Genomic DNA, 18305 nt, shown 5'->3' on the forward strand with positions numbered 1-18305 from the left:
CGGCAGGCAGAAGCTCGCTGCTGGAATTAGATGATGTTTTTTGCTGATATATCGTTGGTATAACTTGCCGTTCGACAGCATGACTAAGTATGAAAACAAAGTCGCTAGTTATTTAAAAGCTAGTCCGAAGCATTATGTCCGGTATCAAGTGAAGCCAGTGTTTAAAAAGCACGAACTATTGGCTCGCGGCGTTAAAATGCAAGGTCAATCAGTTGGTTCTAAAAAGATCAAGTTTAACGTCTATTTGCCTAATACTCAGAGCGGCATGAAATTAAACTATGCTACTGGTCGGAGCCAAGTCGCTAAGTAACCACCATTAAAGGAGACACCTATTATGCATACCTTAAAACGCTTGACGGCTACAATTACAATCATGGTTACCCTAGGTGGTGGTCTTGCCGGCTTGCCACCACAACCAGTTCAAGCACGAACAACTTACGTCTGGATTGCACCAAACCATGGTAAAAAGTATCACTACCGCAAGTCCTGTCGCGGCTTAAATCGCGCTAAACGTAAACGTCACGTAAAGTTAATTTGGGCTAAGCATCATGGCTATAAACGTTGCAAACTAGGTTAATTAAAAGTCGCCAGCAATTAAATTTACTGGCGACTTTTTTAATAGTATCGGGTTTTAACTTGATCTTGTTACCAACAACTAACTACTATTGACCTAATTGACGCGTACATTATCTTTCGCCATTATTATTTCACCACCAACTTAGTTAAGCATATGGTAAGATTAATTTAAGACAATCCGCACTAAACTTTTAACTGACTTTGGAGTGACCTAAATGGAAACCAAATTTTGTACTAACTGTGGGCAAGAATTAACTGTAGACGCCAAATTCTGTCCAAACTGTGGCGCCGCACAACCACCAGTAACCGCGGCTGATTCATCGGCAACTAATACTCATCTTGAACAGCAAGCCAATACTAATGAGTTTGAGCAAGCAAACGCAACAACCAATACGCAACAAGTCTTTCACGATGTCCCTTACAATGAAAGCACCCCACCGAACCTCATCAGCTCGACTGGCTTATACTTTAAAGATGCTTTTAACCTTCATAAACGGATGGGCCGCGCGGACTACTGGTGGGCATCACTAGGTATCGCCCTGATTGCCATTGTGATTGGCACTGTTTATGTCAGTGTCTTGACTGCCACTCTTGGAACTATGGATGACTTAACCGGTTTCGATGCCTTGCTCCTAATCATCCTGGCCATTTACTGGTTATTCATCACGATTGCTGGTTTCACCGCCCAATTTCGTCGTTTTCATGATATCGGTTATAGCGGTGCTTTTTGGTTGATCAACTTTGTACCATTTGTTGGCAGCATCGCGGTATTGATTATGCTCTGTCAGCCTTCCCGTCAATTTAATAATCGCTATATCGATTAAAAAATCAAAAATCACGAATCGGCTTAATTAGCGATTCGTGATTTTTTTGCCAGCTGACAACTTCAGTTTTATATTAAATGCCTTAGCTACATTCACTGCTGCTTCAACAGCTTGTTATAGCCAATAAATGAAATACCTTAAAAATAATCTGGTCAATATGGTACCCGATACCTTATTTTGACAATAGACGCTGCAGTAATCAGATAATCTTTGTAATCATAAGTTCCATCCATTAGCGGTATTTCTTCTTCTACATAAAAACCACCATCATAAAGTTTACGCTACAGGTCTTCACATGATACTCAAATGGTTAAAATAGCAAACAGCTGTCCATTTTGGTTACTTCTCAGCTTTAAGGTAGACAAATCGCCAAAATAAAAGAGCTCCGCTCACGCGGAACCCCTTTACGACGGCTTTTCTTCTTCGTCAGTTTTCAAAACAGCCATGAACGCTTCCTGCGGGATTTCGACCCGGCCGACCGCCTTCATCCGTTTCTTACCAACCTTTTGTTTCTCTAACAGTTTCATCCGACGAGTACGGTCACCACCATAGAGATGGGCCGTGACATCCTTACGATAAGCCTTGATATTGGTCCGGGCAATAACTTTCGCACCAATCGTCGCTTGAACTGGAATTTCAAAGTTTTGTCGTGGAATAATGTTCTTCAACTTCGAAGCAATCTCACGACCACGCGCAGCAGCAAAGTCACGATGCGCAATGAAGCTCAAGGCATCGACTTTATCCCCGTTCAACAAAATATCAATCTTCACTAAATCGCTAGCCCGATAACCATCAATTTCGTAATCCAATGAAGCGTAGCCGCGGGTGTTCGACTTCAATTTATCAAAGAAATCAAAAATGATTTCTGATAACGGAATATGATAAATCACGTTGACCCGATTACTATCTAAATAATCCATCGTGTCAAATTGCCCCCGTTTACGTTGGGCCAATTCCATCACGGCACCGACATAATCGTTAGGCACCATAATCTGGGCTTTAACATACGGTTCATGAATTTCTTTAATTGACGATGCTTCAGGCATCTCAGCCGGATTTTCAACATCTTTTTCGGTTCCATCGGTCATCAGCACGTGATAAGTAACGGATGGCGCCGTGGTAATCAATTCAAGATTAAACTCCCGTTCGAGTCGTTCCTGAATAACATCCATATGCAATAGGCCTAAGAACCCACAACGGAACCCAAAGCCTAACGCCTGTGATGATTCAGCCTCGAATTCCAAGGCCGCATCGTTTAACTTCAACTTTTCTAGTGCTTCTCGCAGATCCGTAAACTTCGCATTATCAGTTGGATAGATCCCAGCATAGACCATCGGATTCATTTCCCGGTAACCGGCTAACGCTTTTTCAGCAGGACGCGCCGCATTCGTGACGGTATCCCCGACACGGGTATCTTGAATATCCTTAATGCTAGCCGTAATATAACCAACGTCGCCGGCCATCAAATAATCACGAGCAATTGGCTTCGGTGAGTTAACCCCGACTTCAGTCACATCGTATTCGCTACCACTGTTCATCAAGCGAATCCGATCACCTGGCCGCACAATGCCTTCGTGAATTCGGACGCTTAACACCACGCCACGGTAGTCATCATAGATTGAATCAAAAACCAATGCTTTTAACGGTGCCTCGATATCACCAGTTGGTGCGGGAATCTTATGCACGATTTGTTCCAGCAGTTCTTCAATCCCAATCCCGGCTTTCGCTGATGCTAAGACCGCATCATCAGCTTCAATGCCAATATCATCTTCAATTTCTTGGCGAACTTTTTCAGGCTCAGCCGATGGTAAATCAATCTTATTGATAACCGGTACAATTTCTAAGTCGTCATCAATGGCTAAATAGACGTTAGCCAACGTTTGCGCTTCGACCCCTTGGGCAGCATCCACAACCAAGACGGCCCCTTCACAGGCCGCGAGACTCCGTGAGACCTCATAAGTGAAATCCACGTGTCCTGGGGTATCGATCAAATGGAAGATATACGTTTCGCCATCTTTGGCCTGATAATGCAATTCAACCGCATTGAGCTTAATGGTAATCCCGCGTTCACGTTCCAAGTCCATTGAGTCCAGCACTTGGTCTTGCATTTCGCGCTTTGAAATCGTGTCCGTCAATTCAAGAATCCGATCAGCCAACGTTGACTTACCATGGTCAATGTGGGCGACGATTGAAAAATTCCGGATATGTTTTTGTCGATCTTGCATTGTCGCTTTATCCATTTATTTTCCTACTTTCTTACTAATTCCTAGTCCAGACAATTATACCAACTAAAGCCGACAATCTCAATTTTTCCACCAGTCGGCGCCAAAAAGAGCATTGCCAACTAATCAACTTAGTGACAATGCTCTCAATCATACGCTTATTTGAATTCATTCAGATCATTTGGATCTAACTGCTGCCACTTCTTCGTATAAAATTGCGTATTAATCTTATACGTTGGGGTGGTCTGCTTTTTACTTAAGAACGGATCGACTTTTTGATCAACCGCTAACCAGCCACGCCAACCAAGGTGAATCGTATCAGTCATAAAGTAATCTTCATCACCATTTTGACTCAGATCACAAATATTTGTGAACCCTTGGCTCTCGAGCTGATAACGAATCTTCGTATCAAACTGCTTGATCATTTCCATTGAGAGGCCAGTATAGTTAGCCCAACGTTGGTTGATCGGCGGAATGATAAACATCACATTCGTATTGTTCTTAGCAAATTGATTTAAGACTAATTGGAAATCCGCAAATTCTGGTGACTTGGTGTAATTCAAATGAGTTTGTGAATCCTTTAACCGTTTGTAGTTACGCCGGAGTTGTGTCCGCCAGAACTTGTTACTAATTTCCAAATCATTCGACGTGGTCTGTTCCTTACCAATCTTACCGCCGAGTTCATCTAAAGCATTGTAATTATACGTCGTTGGCAAGAACGTTTCTTGGTGTTTAACCGTCTTTAAGTTCTTACCAGCAATCCCAAACTTAGAGAAGAACTCGTCTTCACTTCCAAGTACCCGCGCTTTGTAATTAATATAAGCACGTTGGGCACTGGTTGGCTTAAAGCCCGCGGCAACCCGCGCTAACGCCCCAGCTAAGACTTTATCAGAAGACCCTGATGGCATTTGTAAGAGCCGTTTTGCAGCATAGCGATCCATCGCAGTATTCTTTTCCGTCTGTAACCAGTCGGTCGTCTGTAACGGTGAATAGTAGTAACCAAAGGCATCGGTCCGCGTCCCTTTTGGTACAAACCATTGGGGAGAAATCACGAAGACTGCTTTCTTATTCGTTAACTGCTTTTTAACCGATTGCATCGCGAAATATTGAGTCAACGATTGTGTTCCCCGCGCGCCCAGTAAAAATGGTCGATAATTGCGGTGATACTTCGCTGCCAAAACGGATGGATGCATCGGATCAAATCGTGACCATTCCGAAGAACCGAAGAATGGGACATAGTTGTCACTAAGCGCTTGCCGCTTAACCAACCGACCCTTTAAAACGTTGGGTGATAATGATACCGCCGCCGTTTCTTCCGTGGTTTTTGAAACGTGATTTAATCCAAACGAGAATGGTGAAAGCAGCACGGCCAATAATAAGATTGCAGCCACGAGAATCGGGCCAAAAATCTTAAAAAGGCGCTTGGAAACTCTCATTGCATGCTCTCAACCTTTGCAACGATTTTAGCCGGTGTATCCCATTCTGACCGTTCGAATTCGGAAACCGGCACTTCAATCCCAAGTTGATTTTGTAATTCAAGTAATAATTGAACTGACCCCATTGAATCTAAGATACCTTCGTCAAACAAGTTAGTATCCATGTTGCTAGAAACATCTTCACCTGTTAAATCTTGTAAAATTGATAAAACTGTACTTTGTGTTTCATTCATTGTAATTACTCCCCTTATTAATCATTATTTTTTTATGGTCTAGCAGCGAAAAACATCGTGTCTAAGAATCCTGAGAATAATAAGAAACTTAAACAAACCACGTTAAACGTTAGAAAGATCGCAAACCCTTCAGTAAATTTGTTATGTGGAATCTGAGCTTGGTGCTTCTTCTTGTAACGCAGCCAAGCATCGTTGACCACCATCGCTAACCCATGGAATAGCCCATAAGCAATGTAGTACCATGTCTCACCATGCCAGAACCCCATGATCAACATGTTAATCACATAACAGACATTCGCAGTCGTGATCCGGCTCTTGAAGACTTTATGCTTCATCATGAAGAAGACTAACCGCATGTAGATAAAGTCACGGAACCAAAACGACAGCGTCATATGCCAACGATTCCAGAAGTCCTTGATGTTCTTAGACTTGAACGGTTGATTAAAGTTCATTGGCGTCTCAATCCCCATCAGGTAACTAACCCCAACGGCGAATAAACTATAACCAGCAAAGTCAAAGAACAGATCCATACTATACGTATACATGACACCTAACAGTGCCCAAGAGAGCCCATGTGCTTGCAATGCGGCGTGTTCCACCGTTGGTAACATCACAGTCCCAAAGATATACGCTAAAATGAATTTGTAGAAAAAGCCGAGGAAGATGTAACGAACACCCTTTTCAACTAATTCTAAATACTTAGTCCGCGTCGGAACACTGTCATAATCTTTAATGAACCGGCGATAACGATCAATTGGCCCCGAAGAAATAGTCGGGAAGAACAGTAAGAACTGTCCAAACAAGATCGGATGGAATTCTTTGATGGTTCCATCACGCGTTTCCATAATCGTTTGCACGACTTTAAAGGTCAAGTAGGAAATTCCTAAGAACCCGATAATCGAACTAGCGCCATGATGCACGGCCGGCGTAATCTTAACCACAGCTAATGGAATAATGGCTAAAATAACGCTGACCACGAAAATCCAGCCCTTATTCGGCGTATCGGGACGCTGCCGATAACGCGAATATAACCAAACCAAGGTGATTTGATAAATCAAATAAATGATTAGGGCGATCCCGGTGTGCCACTTAATACCGCCGAACGTTAGCATCAAGAACACAAATGAGATCACTGATTCATAAATATGTGACCGGCGTCCATACAGTAAACCGATCATTAATGGCAACAGCGCGACAAACAATAAGATAAAGTATGTCGGGTTACCATATGGGTCAAAAGACATCATTCGGGATTGACCTCTTTAATGATTGACTTGACATCAATTTTGCCGTTCGGCGTTAATGGCAAGCTTGTTTGATAGACAAAGCGTTGCGGAATCATGTATTCCATCATCATTCCTTGCAAGTCTTTCTTAATCGCAGTCGTCAACGCAAAGTCGCTTTCAAAGTCATTCGGCTTTGGCACCACGTAGGCAATCATTTGACTAACCTTATGCTGCTTATCATACTTTGGTACGGCAACTGCTTGTTTAATGTGTTGTTGTTGGCCTAAGAAATGGTCAACTTCTTCTAATTCAATCCGATAACCATGCATCTTGATCTGGAAATCAACGCGGCCACGGTAACGGAATAACCCGTCCGCATCCATCGTCCCAATATCACCAGAATGATAAGCCCGTTGACCGTCCAACATGAAGAACGCTTTTTCAGTCTTTTCTGGATTATGCAAGTACCCCTTCGAAACACTTGGGCCACTGATAATCAGTTCGCCTTCCGTGCCATTTGGTACCGGTTCGCCATTTTCGTCAACCACCGTCATACTGGTATCAGCCTTGGCATAACCAATTGGCAAGCGGTCGAATTTGGCTAACGCCGCATCAGTCAATTCCACTTGGGTCACTGCGACACAAGTCTCAGTTGGCCCATAAGTGTTAAAGATCCGCGCAGCTGGGAACCGTTTTTTCAACATGGCTGCTGTCTTGTGCGTTAATTCTTCGCCACAGAACAAGAAATGCGATAAGCTTGGCAAATGTTCAGCGTCAAACTTCGGTTCCAACAAACAGATATCCATAAAGGATGGCGTTGAGACCCAGACGTTGATTGGCAACGTTGGTAACGCTGCGAACAACTGCTTGAAGTCATCGGTCACCGTCTTTGGTAATGCATAGAGGGTCCCGCCTAATGCTAAAGTTGGGTAAACATCCATGACTGATAAATCAAACGAGTATGGTGGTTGTGATAAGGCATTGGGTTGATCAGGCAAGCCAAAGTCATCACTCAACATCCAGTTCACATAACTTAATAAGTTATCATGGCTGATTTCAACCCCTTTAGGCTTTCCAGTGGTTCCCGAAGTAAAGATAATGTAGTAATCATCATCGCCACTAACCGCATGCGTGGGTTGATAATCAACTGGCGTTGCAAAGATTTGGCCTAATTGATCCGGGGTAATTACCGGGGTCGTCCCGACACCAGTTGGCAAATCAACGACCGCAATCACTGCGGCTGGTTTGGCAATGTCATTAATCATGGTTAACCGCTCGTTTGGTGAATGTGTATCGATCGGAATATAGGCCCGACCGGATTTAACAACCCCTAAGAACGTCGCAATCATCTCGAAAGTTTGACCCCCAAACACGATAATTGGTGCCTGTGGTTGTAAATCTAATGAGTCCAAGTGGGCTGCCAATGCATCCGAATAGGCTTTTAATTCCGCATACGTATGCGTGGTCCCTTGGACATCGTAAACGATCCGCTCGGGTTGTGTCCGCGCATAATCGTCAATCGTTTTAATGATGTTTTTAATCATATTGATTTCCCCCAAAAATAAACTAAGGCTAATTCAACCGCCCCATTAAAATTCATTGTAGATAAACTTAGCCTGGTTAATCCCACTGTAGCCATATAGATAAACCAGGGCAAGCATGACCGCAAAGTAGAAAATTGTTAACGCTGTAAATTGGACCACTGGGCGTTTAAACCAGACTTTCAATTTTGCGAACATCGCTTCACCTCCTCAAAATAAACCGCCAAAATGGCTTAAAGATTACCGTTGATCAATTCATTAAACAGCTTCTCGGTCGCGGTTTGAATGGTCACGGCTGGGCGATAATAGTTAGTTAACAAGACAACCCCGTTTTGACCATCGTTAGTCAGCATGATTGCTGATTCATAACCATAGCCAATCCCATGGGACCGAATCCCGTTACCAAAGTTATACACGCCGCCCCCATACGTGCTGCTTGTTGCGGCCGTATGTAGAATCGACACGTTTTGCGGTGTGATTAACTTACCCTTTAGAATCGCACTTTCAGCTTTATAAAGATCCCCAGTACTCATATAAATTTGACCGGTACCTAACTCATTGGCCATTTGGGCTTTTGTTTCATGGGACCGGGTCGCATAAGTCGCGGTTGTTTGCGACCCACTGTACTTGTATGACTTTGTCCCATTTGGACCTTGACCAGCTTTTACAAAACCGGTGTGAGTCAAATTAAGCTTTTTAATAATGTGTTGCGTAAAGTAATGCTGATAAGATTGCCCGGTCTTTTGCCGAATGATTCCGGCCAATAAAACGTAATTGACCGGTTGATAATTCCACTGACCAATCTTAGCCGGATCGCTGTTCAAGTTTTGAACCGCATAATCAATGACCCGAGCTTCAGCTAGTTTTTCCGGTGAGCCACCTGTAAAAGTCAGCCCCGAATCCATATCCAGCATCCGGCGTAACGTGATTTGTTTGGCACCAGCGATGCCCGGATAATACTTTGCCAGCGTGTCATTCAGATTCAGCTTGCCTGCTTGTACTAACTGCATCACACAGACAGCCGTTAACGACTTTTGAATCGATAAGATCTGATAGGTTGACGCCGGACCATTTTGCTGGCTGGTCGCTTCATCAGCGTAACCGAACCCTTTTTGATAAATCACTTGATTATGTTTCACCACTAACGCGGTACCCACAAAGTCAGTCATTTTCAAAATATCGGTAATTTGATGATTAGCCGTTTTGCCAGTCGTAAAGTGTTCCCGACTAACCCGCTTCTTAACCTTTTTCTTTTTGGTTGCAATCTTTTTTTTCTTAGTTTGCTTTGCAGCTTTACGTTGGACGCGAACGGAGTGATCAGCGGAATGCACGTAATAACCAAAACCACCCACAATCAGTAGCCCAATAAATAAATAAATGAATAGTTTAAATCGTTTCACAAGCCATTAACTCCCCCATTAGTTAACTTATTACGAACCTATTCCAATTGACCGTCGCCATTCAACTTGCAATGACAACTTTGATTCATCAACCAGTCTAACAAGCAATAAAAACAGAATGTCCAAGTACACCTGAAAAGACTTATTTGTTGCCTTTCCGTTTTCTGAAAGAAACATTTTGTAACGGTTCTGTAACATAACCGTTTATGAGCCCCCACTCAAACTGTTGCTATGGTTCACCTCCTTAATTAATACTAGCACCCCGATTATTAGTTTTATACTATATCGAAACCGATTGACGAAAAACCGGTAGCCAGCAAGTTCAGTTAATAAACCAAAGCATCATCAGGAGCTTATGACTAGCCTAACAAAGGTCTGGCTTTGCAGAAAGTTAGGTTTGCTGAAGACTAACTGAGATTTTCTCAGAAAAAGGTGACAACTAAAAAAGAGCCAACCAACTGATAACGACTCAGTTGGTTGGCTCTTTTTAGTTAATCGCGTTTAAACACCACGTAATTTGTCGAACAAGGAACTCTTACCATTACCAGCAACCGTCTTACCGCTAGCCTTGGCAAAGGTCTTCAACGCTTCTTTTTGGCCCTTGTTAAGCTTGGTTGGCGTTTGAATGGCAACCGTGACTTGTTCATCACCAGTCCCATTACCACGCAACCGTGGTGCGCCTTTACCGCGTAAACGGAAAGTCGTCCCAGTTTGCGTTCCCGCCGGAATCTTCATCTTAACATCGCCATGAACGGTCTTAACCCGTACTTCATCACCCAAGGCCGCTTGCACAAAGTCAATCGGCAGCTTGAAGTAAATCGTCGCGCCGTCACGTTCAAATTCATCACTTGGTTCAACCCGGAAGATAATGAACAAGTCCCCATAAGGGCCACCGTTAGCGCCGGCTTCCCCTTGGTTTTGTAACCGCATTTGTTGGCCTTCTTCAACACCGGCCGGCACAGTTACCTTGATTGAATGACTTTGTTCCGTATGACCAGAACCACCACAAGTGGCACATTTGTCTTTAATTTCTTTCCCAGAGCCATGACAAACATCACAAACTTGTTGACTCATCATGCGACCAAGTGGGGTATTCGTTTGAACTTGGATATACCCACTCCCATGACACTTCGAACAAGTAACTGGAGAAGTCCCTGGCTTAGCACCAGAACCACCACAAGTTTCACATTGTTCTTCACGGTTATAAGTGATATTAGTCTTTTTACCAAAAATGGCATCTTCAAACTTCAAAGACATCTCATATTGTAAGTCCCGCCCTTGTTGTGGGGCCGTTGGGTTTGGTTGCCGACGACCGCCGCCAGCACCACCAAAGAACGAACTGAAAATATCTTCGAAACCGCCGCCACCGCCGCCAAAACCACCAAAGTCTTGACCGCCGAAGCCCCCGGCACCACCACCAAAACCTTGTTGGCCACCGGTTGAACCGAATTGATCATACTGGGCCCGCTTCTGCGAGTCACCTAACGTTTCATAAGCTTCATTGACTGCTTTAAACTTATCTTCAGCCCCCGGTTCGTGGTTCAAATCGGGATGGTACTTCTTCGATAACTTCCGATAAGCTTTTTTGATTTCATCCTGACTGGCATCTTTAGCAACACCCAGAACTTTATATAAATCTTGTTCTGCCATTGTAACCTCCTAATGATCCTAAATAAAGTCTCATTAATACTAGCATATCCTGACGCAAAAAGCCAAAGCCGCGCGGCCTTGGCTTTTTGTGATAACCGGTCAGTTTTACTTCTTATCCTTATCTTTATCTAAGTCTTCGAAGTCGCCATCAACGGTGTTGTCATCGCCTTTAGCATCATCCTTACCAGCAGCACCTTCAGCACCGGCCGCGCCCTTTGCGTCGCCTTGAGCTTGTTGGGTTTGTTGATAAAGTTTAACTGATAAGTCTTGGACGATCTTATTCAAATCATCTTTCTTGGCTTTCATATCATCGATGTTGTTGTCATCTTGCGCTTTCTTCAAAGCATCACGGGCATCTTGCGCCTTCTTGACTTCTTCATCGGAAACCTTACCTTTAAGTTCTTTGAGCGTCTTGTCAGTCGTAAAGATCAATTGGTCAACTTCATTCTTCAAGTCAACTTCTTCTTTACGCTTCTTGTCGGCATCTTCGTTTTCTTTGGCTTCCTTGACCATTTGATCAATTTCGTCATCTGAAAGACCCGATGAACTCTTGATGGTAATCTTTTGTTCCTTGTTCGTGCCCATATCCTTAGCAGAAACGTTCACGATCCCGTTCTTATCAATATCGAACTTAACTTCGATTTGAGGAACCCCACGTGGAGCAGCTGGAATATCTGTTAATTGGAAACGACCCAACGTCTTGTTGTCCGCTGCCATTGGCCGTTCACCTTGCAAGACATGAATGTCAACAGCTGGTTGGTTATCAGCCGCCGTTGAGAAGACTTGTGACTTGCTAGTTGGAATCGTCGTATTCCGATCGATCAACTTAGTGAAGACACCACCCATGGTTTCAATCCCAAGTGATAATGGTGTGACATCAAGTAAAACGACATCCTTAACATCACCAGTGATAACCCCACCTTGAACCGCAGCACCTAAAGCAACCGCTTCATCAGGGTTAATCGAATGGTTAGATTCCTTACCCGTCCACTTTTCAACTGCATCTTGAACGGCTGGAATCCGAGTTGACCCACCGTTTAAGATCACAACATCCAAGTCAGAAGCTTGTAAGTTAGCATCCTTCAAGGCGTTTTGAACTGGAATCCGCGTCTTTTCAACTAAGTCTTCCGTTAATTCATTGAACTTAGCCCGGGTTAACGTTTGTTCCAAATGTAAAGGACCACTAGCACCAGCTGAGATAAATGGCAAACTAATTTGGGCTTCAGAAACACCTGAAAGGTCCTTCTTAGCCTTTTCAGCCGCATCCTTTAACCGTTGTAAGGCCATCTTGTCTTGTGACAAGTCAACGCCGTTATCAGCCTTAAAGCTGTCAACTAACCAATCGATAATCTTTTGGTCAAAGTCATCCCCACCTAAGTGCGTATCACCATTAGTTGATAAGACTTCAAAGACCCCATCGCCTAATTCCAAGATGGAAACATCAAAGGTCCCACCACCAAGGTCATAGACTAAGATTTTTTCATCTTTATCGGTTTTATCCAAACCGTAAGCCAAAGCAGCGGCCGTTGGTTCGTTGATAATCCGTTCGATGTTCAAGCCAGCGATCTTACCAGCATCTTTAGTAGCTTGACGTTGGGCATCGTTAAAGTAAGCTGGAACAGTTACAACGGCTTTTTCAACCTTGTCACCTAAGTAGTCTTCCGCAAACCCCTTGATGTATTGTAAAATCATCGCTGAAATTTGTTGTGGCGTGTAATCCTTGCCTTCAATGTTAACTTTATAACCAGCTTCACCCATGTGACGCTTGATTGAAGCAACCGTATTAGGGTTAGTAATTGCTTGACGTTTAGCGACTTCACCGACTTGGGTTTCGCCGTCTTTAAATGCAACTACTGAAGGAACAGTCCGACCGCCTTCAGGAGTCGTGATAATCTTTGGTTCGCTGCCTTCGAGAACCGCTACGGCTGAGTTAGTCGTCCCGAGGTCAATCCCGATAATTTTATTACTTGCCATAAATTAATAAACCTCTTTTTAATTAGTTTTTAGTTTAATTATTGTGCCACAACAACCATTGCTGGTCGCAGGGTCCGATCTTTGAACAAGTAGCCCTTTTGTAAGACTTGGACTACCGTATCAGCAGGATGTTCATCCGATGCTGGAACAGTTTGAACCGCTTGGTGAATATTCGGATCGAATTTTTCACCAGCAGCTGGTACTTCGGTAATCGCATGCTTCTTCAAGGCATCTTGTAAATGGCCATAAACCATTTCAACACCCTTCTTCAACTGCTGAGCAGCTGCATCGTCCGCTTGCGTTGCCAAAGCACGTTCAAGATTATCCAGCACTGGTAAAACATCTTTTGCCAATGCTTGACCATCATACTTGATGGTGCTGGCTTGTTCTTTCTTAAACCGATTCTGCATATTGACAACTTCGGCTTGGGCCCGCAACATTTGATCATCTTTTTGATCCAATTGTTGTTTCAAATCCGCGATTTGTTGATCACGGGGATCGACCTTCGCTTTCGCTTGATCTTTAGCCGCAGTATCAGTTTGACTATCAGCTGGTTGTGCCGCGGTTTTAGTGGCCGCTTGGCTAGCCGTGCTGGTCGTTTGTTCATCCGTTGCGCTAGTTGATTCTTTTGCCAATGAGTTCATCTCCTTGTCCGTCACTCGTCAAAGTACCGGTAATATTCTAACAGTTTACGTGCGAGCTCACGTTGGAATGCGCCCATCAACCCAATCGTGCGGGAATAAGGCATCGCAGTCGGCCCTAGTACCGCAATGATTCCTTGGCCATGCTGGTCAACGTCATACGTCGCCGTAATCAAACTGTAGTCTTTCAACAAATCGTTGGTGATTTCATTACCAATCCGAACCTGGATATGCTGACCGGGTGTACCGATCACATTCGCCAAGTTATCCGTTTGGTCTAATAATGAATACAATGATCGCATTTCTTGCGGATTTTGCTTGGTGGTATAGTCAAACAAGTTCAACTTGCCACCCACGTAGAATCGTTCAGAAGCTGCCTTGGACAATACACTGCCGAAAATATCCAGAAAGCCATCGGGATTTTGCAAATAATGCGATAATTTCAATGGGATTTCTTGTTGTAACTTCGCCAATACGTCTTGTAACGGCAGACCGATCAATTGATCATCGATAAAACGAACGACTGGTTCCAATTCATCGCCGGTTAAATCATTCGGGATGGTAAAAGTCTGGTTCTCAACGTCACCGTTGTTTGTGACCAGAATCGCCATCACCTGATGATTCCCTAACGGCACTAAGCGAAACCCGCTTAACCGGCTATGTTTCAGCTCAGGCCGTAACGTAAACGTCGTATAACTAGTCAATTGTGACAAGATATCCGCTGATTGCGCCACGATTTCATCGATTTTATGAAATTCACCACCCAATGAATGCTGGATGACTTTCAAGTCTTTACTATCTACTTTTTCAGGTTTCAGAATATGATCAACATAATACCGATAGCCTTTAATAGATGGAATACGACCTGAAGATAAATGCGTTTTGACGATCAATCCCAACGCTTCCAAATGGGCCATCTCATTACGAATCGTCGCCGAACTCACCTTAATTGGTAGCTCTTGGACTAATGATTTGGATCCCACGGGGTTACCGCCTTCGGTATAGTCACGGACGATGGCCTTTAAAATCAGACTTTGTCGTTCAGTTAACGTGATCATCACCTCTTTTTAGCACTTAACTTAATGGAGTGCTAACACAATTACTAATATAACAACCTCATGGGTTAAAGTCAAGGAAAGACAAAGTTTTTTAGCAAAATAATTAGCCGAGTGCTAAAAAAGGCGATCACTGCAAAAAGAGCCTCGGAACCCAGTTCCCAGACTCATTCAATCTTATCGTTCAGCCTTATTAATGGCCGAATCAATTTCTTGATTATCAAATTGTTCTTGTAAATAGGCTGTGTTATCAATTGGCAAGTGGACTTTAAAGTCAGCAAAACGTTGCACTTTAACCGTCGCTTGATCGATTTCAAACCCTAACAAGTGCCCACCTAATTGATGATCCGCACTTAAAAAGTGTAAATGATAGCCGCCAACCGTGGCCCCTTGGAACAAGTGCGGCGCGTAATAGCCAATAATCGTCCCAGTGACATGCTCACCCTTAAACTCTGGCTGGGTAGCCGTTGCTTGCACTAACGTCTTGTATGGTCGCTGTTGCCGAGGAGCTACCCGTGTATGGATTTTCTTAAAAGTCCCATCAACGCGAATCGCGGCAAACATATTTTGTAACTGATAATCCTTCAACATCTGCGCTTCAAAATCAGCCTGGCTCATTGGGGTCAAGTCAGCACTGGCATCTGGCTTCTCAAAATGGACTGAGGCAAATGGTAAAGTTTCGTCCGCAGCAATCTCCCGGATTTGACCGTCTTCACGGGCTTGATACGCGTGACCATCTAAGATGATGACTTCCCCGTAAAGACCGTTTAACGTTCCAATCCCAGTATCACCATGGGTTAACAACTCACCAGCTGTGATCGTGCCATCGTATAATCCTGGCACTAACAACCCTAATGTTCCATGTTGAAAAATCGTCGTTGTATCTACTGCCATCTTAATCATTCTCCTTTAAAGCTGCTGTCAACTGAGTCAACCGCGGACTAGCTTGAAATGGCCGGGCCACGAAGTAATCCCGGGTGGCTTGTTCGTCATGTTGCAATTGCGCTACTAGGCCCGCTGCCCCGTCAAACTTCACTTCACCACGCATCCAATGACACCAGCGAACGGTCACCGTCTGTCCATAAATATCGCCGCTGAAATCCAACAAATAGATTTCAACCGTAATCGGCCGATCATCACCAAACGTGACGTTGCGACCAACTGAGGCCATCCCGGCCACCCATTGCTCACCAACTTTAACCATCGTGGCATAAATACCGACGCCGGGGACGCGAGTATTAGCTGAATGCGCCACATTCGCCGTTGGAAAGCCGAGCGTTCGCCCACGCGCTTCACCGTGGACGATTGTCCCGGCAGTTTCGTACTGGTAGCCCAATAACGCATTGGCTTCATCTAGCTGGCCGGTATCGATAGCTTGGCGAATTCGTGTCGAACTGATCTTAGTCTGCGATTCAACCGCTTTGGGAACCTCAATAATTTCAAAGCGCCCGCGACCATAGTCACCTAGACGCTGCATATTCGCCACATCGGCCGGTCCATAAGTATAGTCAAAGCCCGCCACTACCGTTTGAGTATGGAGTCCCACAATTAGATCGTCGACAAACGTTTGTGCAGGCATCGCAGCGACCGTTTGATCAAAGTGCAATACGTACATCAGGTCAACACCCATCTCTTGCATTAACGCCGCCTTTTGCGTCACTGTGGTTAAGTAGCGCACTTTGGTTGGATCCTGGTGAGCAAAGATGACCGATGGATGCTGGTCAAACGTCATGACGGCCAATTTGGCACCTGTGGCTCGGGCCGCTTGCCGCGCTGTTTTTACGACTTGTTGATGGCCACGATGCACCCCGTCAAAAAAGCCGAGCGCCAAAACAATTGGCCCGGCCGGAATTTGACTGGCAGCATATGGATAAGTTAAATTAATCACCTGCATATCAAAAAACTCCTCTTAATTCACTGCAAACATTTTAAAGGGCTTGTAACACGATTCCGCAACCCGATAACTATATAGACATTTTATGCGGTCTTGGTAAGTTAACGCAACCAATGTGTTCGCATCTGGATCTTTTTGTTGGCCTTCTTCAGCAGCTAACCAAGCACCATTTCGCACGCGTGACCATTGCTCATCACTCAAAGCGACTTGCGGATAGGCTGTTAGTGCCATTTCAATTGGTGACAATAAGTCATCCGCGGTCCCGTCCGCCACGTGTTCCGCAATCTGGGCTAACGTTACCGTTTGATCTAAAGTAAAGCCGCCACTCTTCAAGCGGGTTAAATCACTCATTACTGCTGGCACACCGAGCTTTTTACCCACATCGACGGCTAATGTCCGGACATACGTCCCTTTACTGCAAGCCACCGTAAAATAAATCGTCTGCGTTTGCGTCGTGGCGTCATATGTTGCTGGTTGTCGTTGTTCAAAGCTAGCAATCTGAATCTGGCGACTAGGCCGCTCAACGGTTTCGCCGTGGCGAGCATAGTCATATAAACGACGGCCGTTCACTTTAACGGCTGAAAACATTGGTGGAATCTGGGTAATCTCGCCCGTCATTTGGGCTAGTGCCGCATCAATCTGGGCCGCACTGAATGGTGCCGTCACAGCTTCACGAGCAATCTCATCACCATCTAGATCTTCCGTCGTGGTAGCAAAGCCCAAGGTAATACTGCCTTGATACTGTTTACCAGAAGCAACTAAGAATTGAACCACTTTGGTGGCGTTTCCAATACAAATTGGCAAAACACCGTCAACACTTGGATCTAGGGTTCCTGAATGACCAACTTTTTTAGTTTGATATAATCTTCTTATTTTTGCCACACAGTCAAAACTGGTGACTCCGCGTGGTTTGTAAAGCGGTAATATTCCATTTGACATGATAAAACTCCTTAAAATTAACTCGTTTAAGTATAACACAAGTCAATCACTGCAAAAAAGACACGTGATGAGCTACTAGCCAACTGTTAGCACTTGATTAACTTGCCACCTTTTTTAAATAATCACGCTTGACGCTAGTTAAAATTGCCGTCTAGCTAAGGTAACTGTTGAAAGATAAGCGTTTAGTCAAAGATAACCGGTTGTCAACAACGGGCGGACCAGCGCGGCAACCAAACGCCACAACTTAAGATTCAATCCTCGACCAAACAAAAAGGCAGCTCCCATAATAGGAACTGCCTTTAAAACCTAACCACCACTTAATCTTGGCGTTTTAAGTTATTGATTAATTCATCGATACGACTCCCATATTGAACAGAAGTATCCCGTTCAAAAATTAATTCAGGGGTCTTGTAGATGCTTAACCGTGACCCTAATTCACTGCGGATCAACCCTTTAGCTTTTTCAAGTCCTTGGGCCGTCTTTTCACCATCAGATGCTTTGTCTGATAAGATGCTGTAGTAAATTGTGGCTTGTTGCAAGTCACCAGTCACTGTGACGCCCGTAATCGTTAACCCAGCAACCCGGGGGTCACGAACGCGTTTTAATAAGATATCATCGACTTCTTTTTGAATTTCTTGTTCAAGTCGACCAACCCGATAATGTTGTGCCATGATGTGCACCTCCTTGAGGGATT

General features: G+C 44.3%; 17 protein-coding genes and 1 pseudogene. 3 read left to right on the forward strand and 15 right to left on the reverse strand.

Features of this window, described 5'->3' with window-relative positions; translation table 11 throughout:
- Positions 1 to 79: 79 nt before the first annotated feature.
- The 3 genes and pseudogenes from FFM80_RS06900 to FFM80_RS06910 all read left to right on the forward strand — a co-directional run.
- Positions 80 to 310 (forward strand): annotated as a pseudogene (locus FFM80_RS06900) (DNA/RNA non-specific endonuclease); the annotation flags it as partial.
- A 24-nt stretch (positions 311 to 334) separates the two neighbouring features.
- Positions 335 to 577 (forward strand): hypothetical protein, encoded by a 243-nt coding sequence (locus FFM80_RS06905; protein WP_137640145.1) that lies wholly within the window; start codon positions 335 to 337, stop codon positions 575 to 577.
- Positions 578 to 791: 214 nt separating this feature from the next.
- Positions 792 to 1400 carry a DUF805 domain-containing protein gene (locus tag FFM80_RS06910; protein ID WP_137640199.1) on the forward strand — a complete coding sequence of 203 codons (609 nt, stop codon included), beginning with the start codon at positions 792 to 794 and terminating at the stop codon, positions 1398 to 1400.
- A gap of 404 nt (positions 1401 to 1804) precedes the next feature.
- Here FFM80_RS06910 and lepA read toward each other — a convergent pair whose 3' ends face one another.
- The 15 genes from lepA to rbfA form a co-directional block, all read right to left on the reverse strand.
- Positions 1805 to 3640, reverse strand: coding sequence for a translation elongation factor 4 (gene lepA, locus FFM80_RS06915; protein ID WP_137640146.1), 1836 nt, complete (start codon positions 3638 to 3640; stop codon positions 1805 to 1807).
- A 140-nt stretch (positions 3641 to 3780) separates the two neighbouring features.
- Positions 3781 to 5058, reverse strand: coding sequence for a D-alanyl-lipoteichoic acid biosynthesis protein DltD (gene dltD, locus FFM80_RS06920; RefSeq protein ID WP_137640147.1), 1278 nt, complete (start codon positions 5056 to 5058; stop codon positions 3781 to 3783).
- The gene (gene dltC / locus FFM80_RS06925) at positions 5055 to 5291 is read right to left on the reverse strand and encodes a D-alanine--poly(phosphoribitol) ligase subunit DltC (RefSeq protein WP_379852641.1); all 237 of its coding nucleotides are present in this window, start codon (positions 5289 to 5291) and stop codon (positions 5055 to 5057) included. Before dltC ends, dltD begins: the two co-directional genes overlap by 4 nt.
- 32 nt (positions 5292 to 5323) lie before the next feature.
- Positions 5324 to 6538: a D-alanyl-lipoteichoic acid biosynthesis protein DltB gene (gene dltB / locus FFM80_RS06930; protein ID WP_137640148.1), complete on the reverse strand. Its 1215-nt coding sequence runs from the start codon at positions 6536 to 6538 to the stop codon at positions 5324 to 5326.
- Entirely contained in the window at positions 6535 to 8061 is a 1527-nt protein-coding gene (dltA, locus tag FFM80_RS06935) for a D-alanine--poly(phosphoribitol) ligase subunit DltA (RefSeq protein ID WP_137640149.1), read from the reverse strand. Before dltA ends, dltB begins: the two co-directional genes overlap by 4 nt.
- A 45-nt stretch (positions 8062 to 8106) precedes the next feature.
- On the reverse strand, positions 8107 to 8256 hold the full coding sequence (locus tag FFM80_RS06940; protein WP_137634011.1) for a teichoic acid D-Ala incorporation-associated protein DltX: 150 nt from the start codon (positions 8254 to 8256) through the stop codon (positions 8107 to 8109).
- Positions 8257 to 8291: 35 nt separating this feature from the next.
- A complete protein-coding gene (locus FFM80_RS06945) occupies positions 8292 to 9458 on the reverse strand; it encodes a serine hydrolase domain-containing protein (protein ID WP_137640150.1) in 1167 nt (388 codons plus the stop codon).
- A gap of 501 nt (positions 9459 to 9959) precedes the next feature.
- Positions 9960 to 11108, reverse strand: coding sequence for a molecular chaperone DnaJ (gene dnaJ / locus FFM80_RS06950; RefSeq protein WP_137634009.1), 1149 nt, complete (start codon positions 11106 to 11108; stop codon positions 9960 to 9962).
- Between the two features lie 105 nt (positions 11109 to 11213).
- Entirely contained in the window at positions 11214 to 13082 is a 1869-nt protein-coding gene (gene dnaK, locus FFM80_RS06955; RefSeq protein ID WP_137640151.1) for a molecular chaperone DnaK, read from the reverse strand.
- A gap of 38 nt (positions 13083 to 13120) precedes the next feature.
- A complete protein-coding gene (gene grpE / locus FFM80_RS06960; protein WP_137640152.1) occupies positions 13121 to 13717 on the reverse strand; it encodes a nucleotide exchange factor GrpE in 597 nt (198 codons plus the stop codon).
- A gap of 20 nt (positions 13718 to 13737) precedes the next feature.
- The gene (gene hrcA / locus FFM80_RS06965; RefSeq protein ID WP_137640153.1) at positions 13738 to 14781 is read right to left on the reverse strand and encodes a heat-inducible transcriptional repressor HrcA; all 1044 of its coding nucleotides are present in this window, start codon (positions 14779 to 14781) and stop codon (positions 13738 to 13740) included.
- A 174-nt stretch (positions 14782 to 14955) separates the two neighbouring features.
- A complete protein-coding gene (gene budA / locus FFM80_RS06970; protein ID WP_137640154.1) occupies positions 14956 to 15672 on the reverse strand; it encodes an acetolactate decarboxylase in 717 nt (238 codons plus the stop codon).
- Between the two features lies 1 nt (position 15673).
- Entirely contained in the window at positions 15674 to 16672 is a 999-nt protein-coding gene (ribF, locus tag FFM80_RS06975; protein ID WP_137640155.1) for a riboflavin biosynthesis protein RibF, read from the reverse strand.
- Between the two features lie 15 nt (positions 16673 to 16687).
- Positions 16688 to 17611, reverse strand: coding sequence for a tRNA pseudouridine(55) synthase TruB (truB, locus tag FFM80_RS06980; protein ID WP_137640156.1), 924 nt, complete (start codon positions 17609 to 17611; stop codon positions 16688 to 16690).
- A 317-nt stretch (positions 17612 to 17928) separates the two neighbouring features.
- Entirely contained in the window at positions 17929 to 18282 is a 354-nt protein-coding gene (gene rbfA / locus FFM80_RS06985; RefSeq protein ID WP_137640157.1) for a 30S ribosome-binding factor RbfA, read from the reverse strand.
- Positions 18283 to 18305: the final 23 nt, after the last annotated feature.

It is taken from the genome of Lactiplantibacillus dongliensis (assembly GCF_005405105.1).
GTDB classification, from domain to species: domain Bacteria; phylum Bacillota; class Bacilli; order Lactobacillales; family Lactobacillaceae; genus Lactiplantibacillus; species Lactiplantibacillus dongliensis.

What these genes read in the sequence shown, in the direction of transcription:
- FFM80_RS06940 (WP_137634011.1), bottom strand. Translation starts at nt 8,256, where the DNA reads ATGTTCGCAAAATTGAAAGTCTGGTTTAAACGCCCAGTGGTCCAATTT.
- FFM80_RS06910 (WP_137640199.1), top strand. Translation starts at nt 792, where the DNA reads ATGGAAACCAAATTTTGTACTAACTGTGGGCAAGAATTAACTGTAGAC.
- ribF (WP_137640155.1), bottom strand. Translation starts at nt 16,672, where the DNA reads ATGCAGGTGATTAATTTAACTTATCCATATGCTGCCAGTCAAATTCCG.
- truB (WP_137640156.1), bottom strand. Translation starts at nt 17,611, where the DNA reads ATGTCAAATGGAATATTACCGCTTTACAAACCACGCGGAGTCACCAGT.
- lepA (WP_137640146.1), bottom strand. Translation starts at nt 3,640, where the DNA reads ATGGATAAAGCGACAATGCAAGATCGACAAAAACATATCCGGAATTTT.
- budA (WP_137640154.1), bottom strand. Translation starts at nt 15,672, where the DNA reads ATGGCAGTAGATACAACGACGATTTTTCAACATGGAACATTAGGGTTG.
- dnaK (WP_137640151.1), bottom strand. Translation starts at nt 13,082, where the DNA reads ATGGCAAGTAATAAAATTATCGGGATTGACCTCGGGACGACTAACTCA.
- rbfA (WP_137640157.1), bottom strand. Translation starts at nt 18,282, where the DNA reads ATGGCACAACATTATCGGGTTGGTCGACTTGAACAAGAAATTCAAAAA.
- dltC (WP_379852641.1), bottom strand. Translation starts at nt 5,291, where the DNA reads ATGAATGAAACACAAAGTACAGTTTTATCAATTTTACAAGATTTAACA.
- FFM80_RS06905 (WP_137640145.1), top strand. Translation starts at nt 335, where the DNA reads ATGCATACCTTAAAACGCTTGACGGCTACAATTACAATCATGGTTACC.
- hrcA (WP_137640153.1), bottom strand. Translation starts at nt 14,781, where the DNA reads ATGATCACGTTAACTGAACGACAAAGTCTGATTTTAAAGGCCATCGTC.
- dltD (WP_137640147.1), bottom strand. Translation starts at nt 5,058, where the DNA reads ATGAGAGTTTCCAAGCGCCTTTTTAAGATTTTTGGCCCGATTCTCGTG.
- dltA (WP_137640149.1), bottom strand. Translation starts at nt 8,061, where the DNA reads ATGATTAAAAACATCATTAAAACGATTGACGATTATGCGCGGACACAA.
- dnaJ (WP_137634009.1), bottom strand. Translation starts at nt 11,108, where the DNA reads ATGGCAGAACAAGATTTATATAAAGTTCTGGGTGTTGCTAAAGATGCC.
- dltB (WP_137640148.1), bottom strand. Translation starts at nt 6,538, where the DNA reads ATGATGTCTTTTGACCCATATGGTAACCCGACATACTTTATCTTATTG.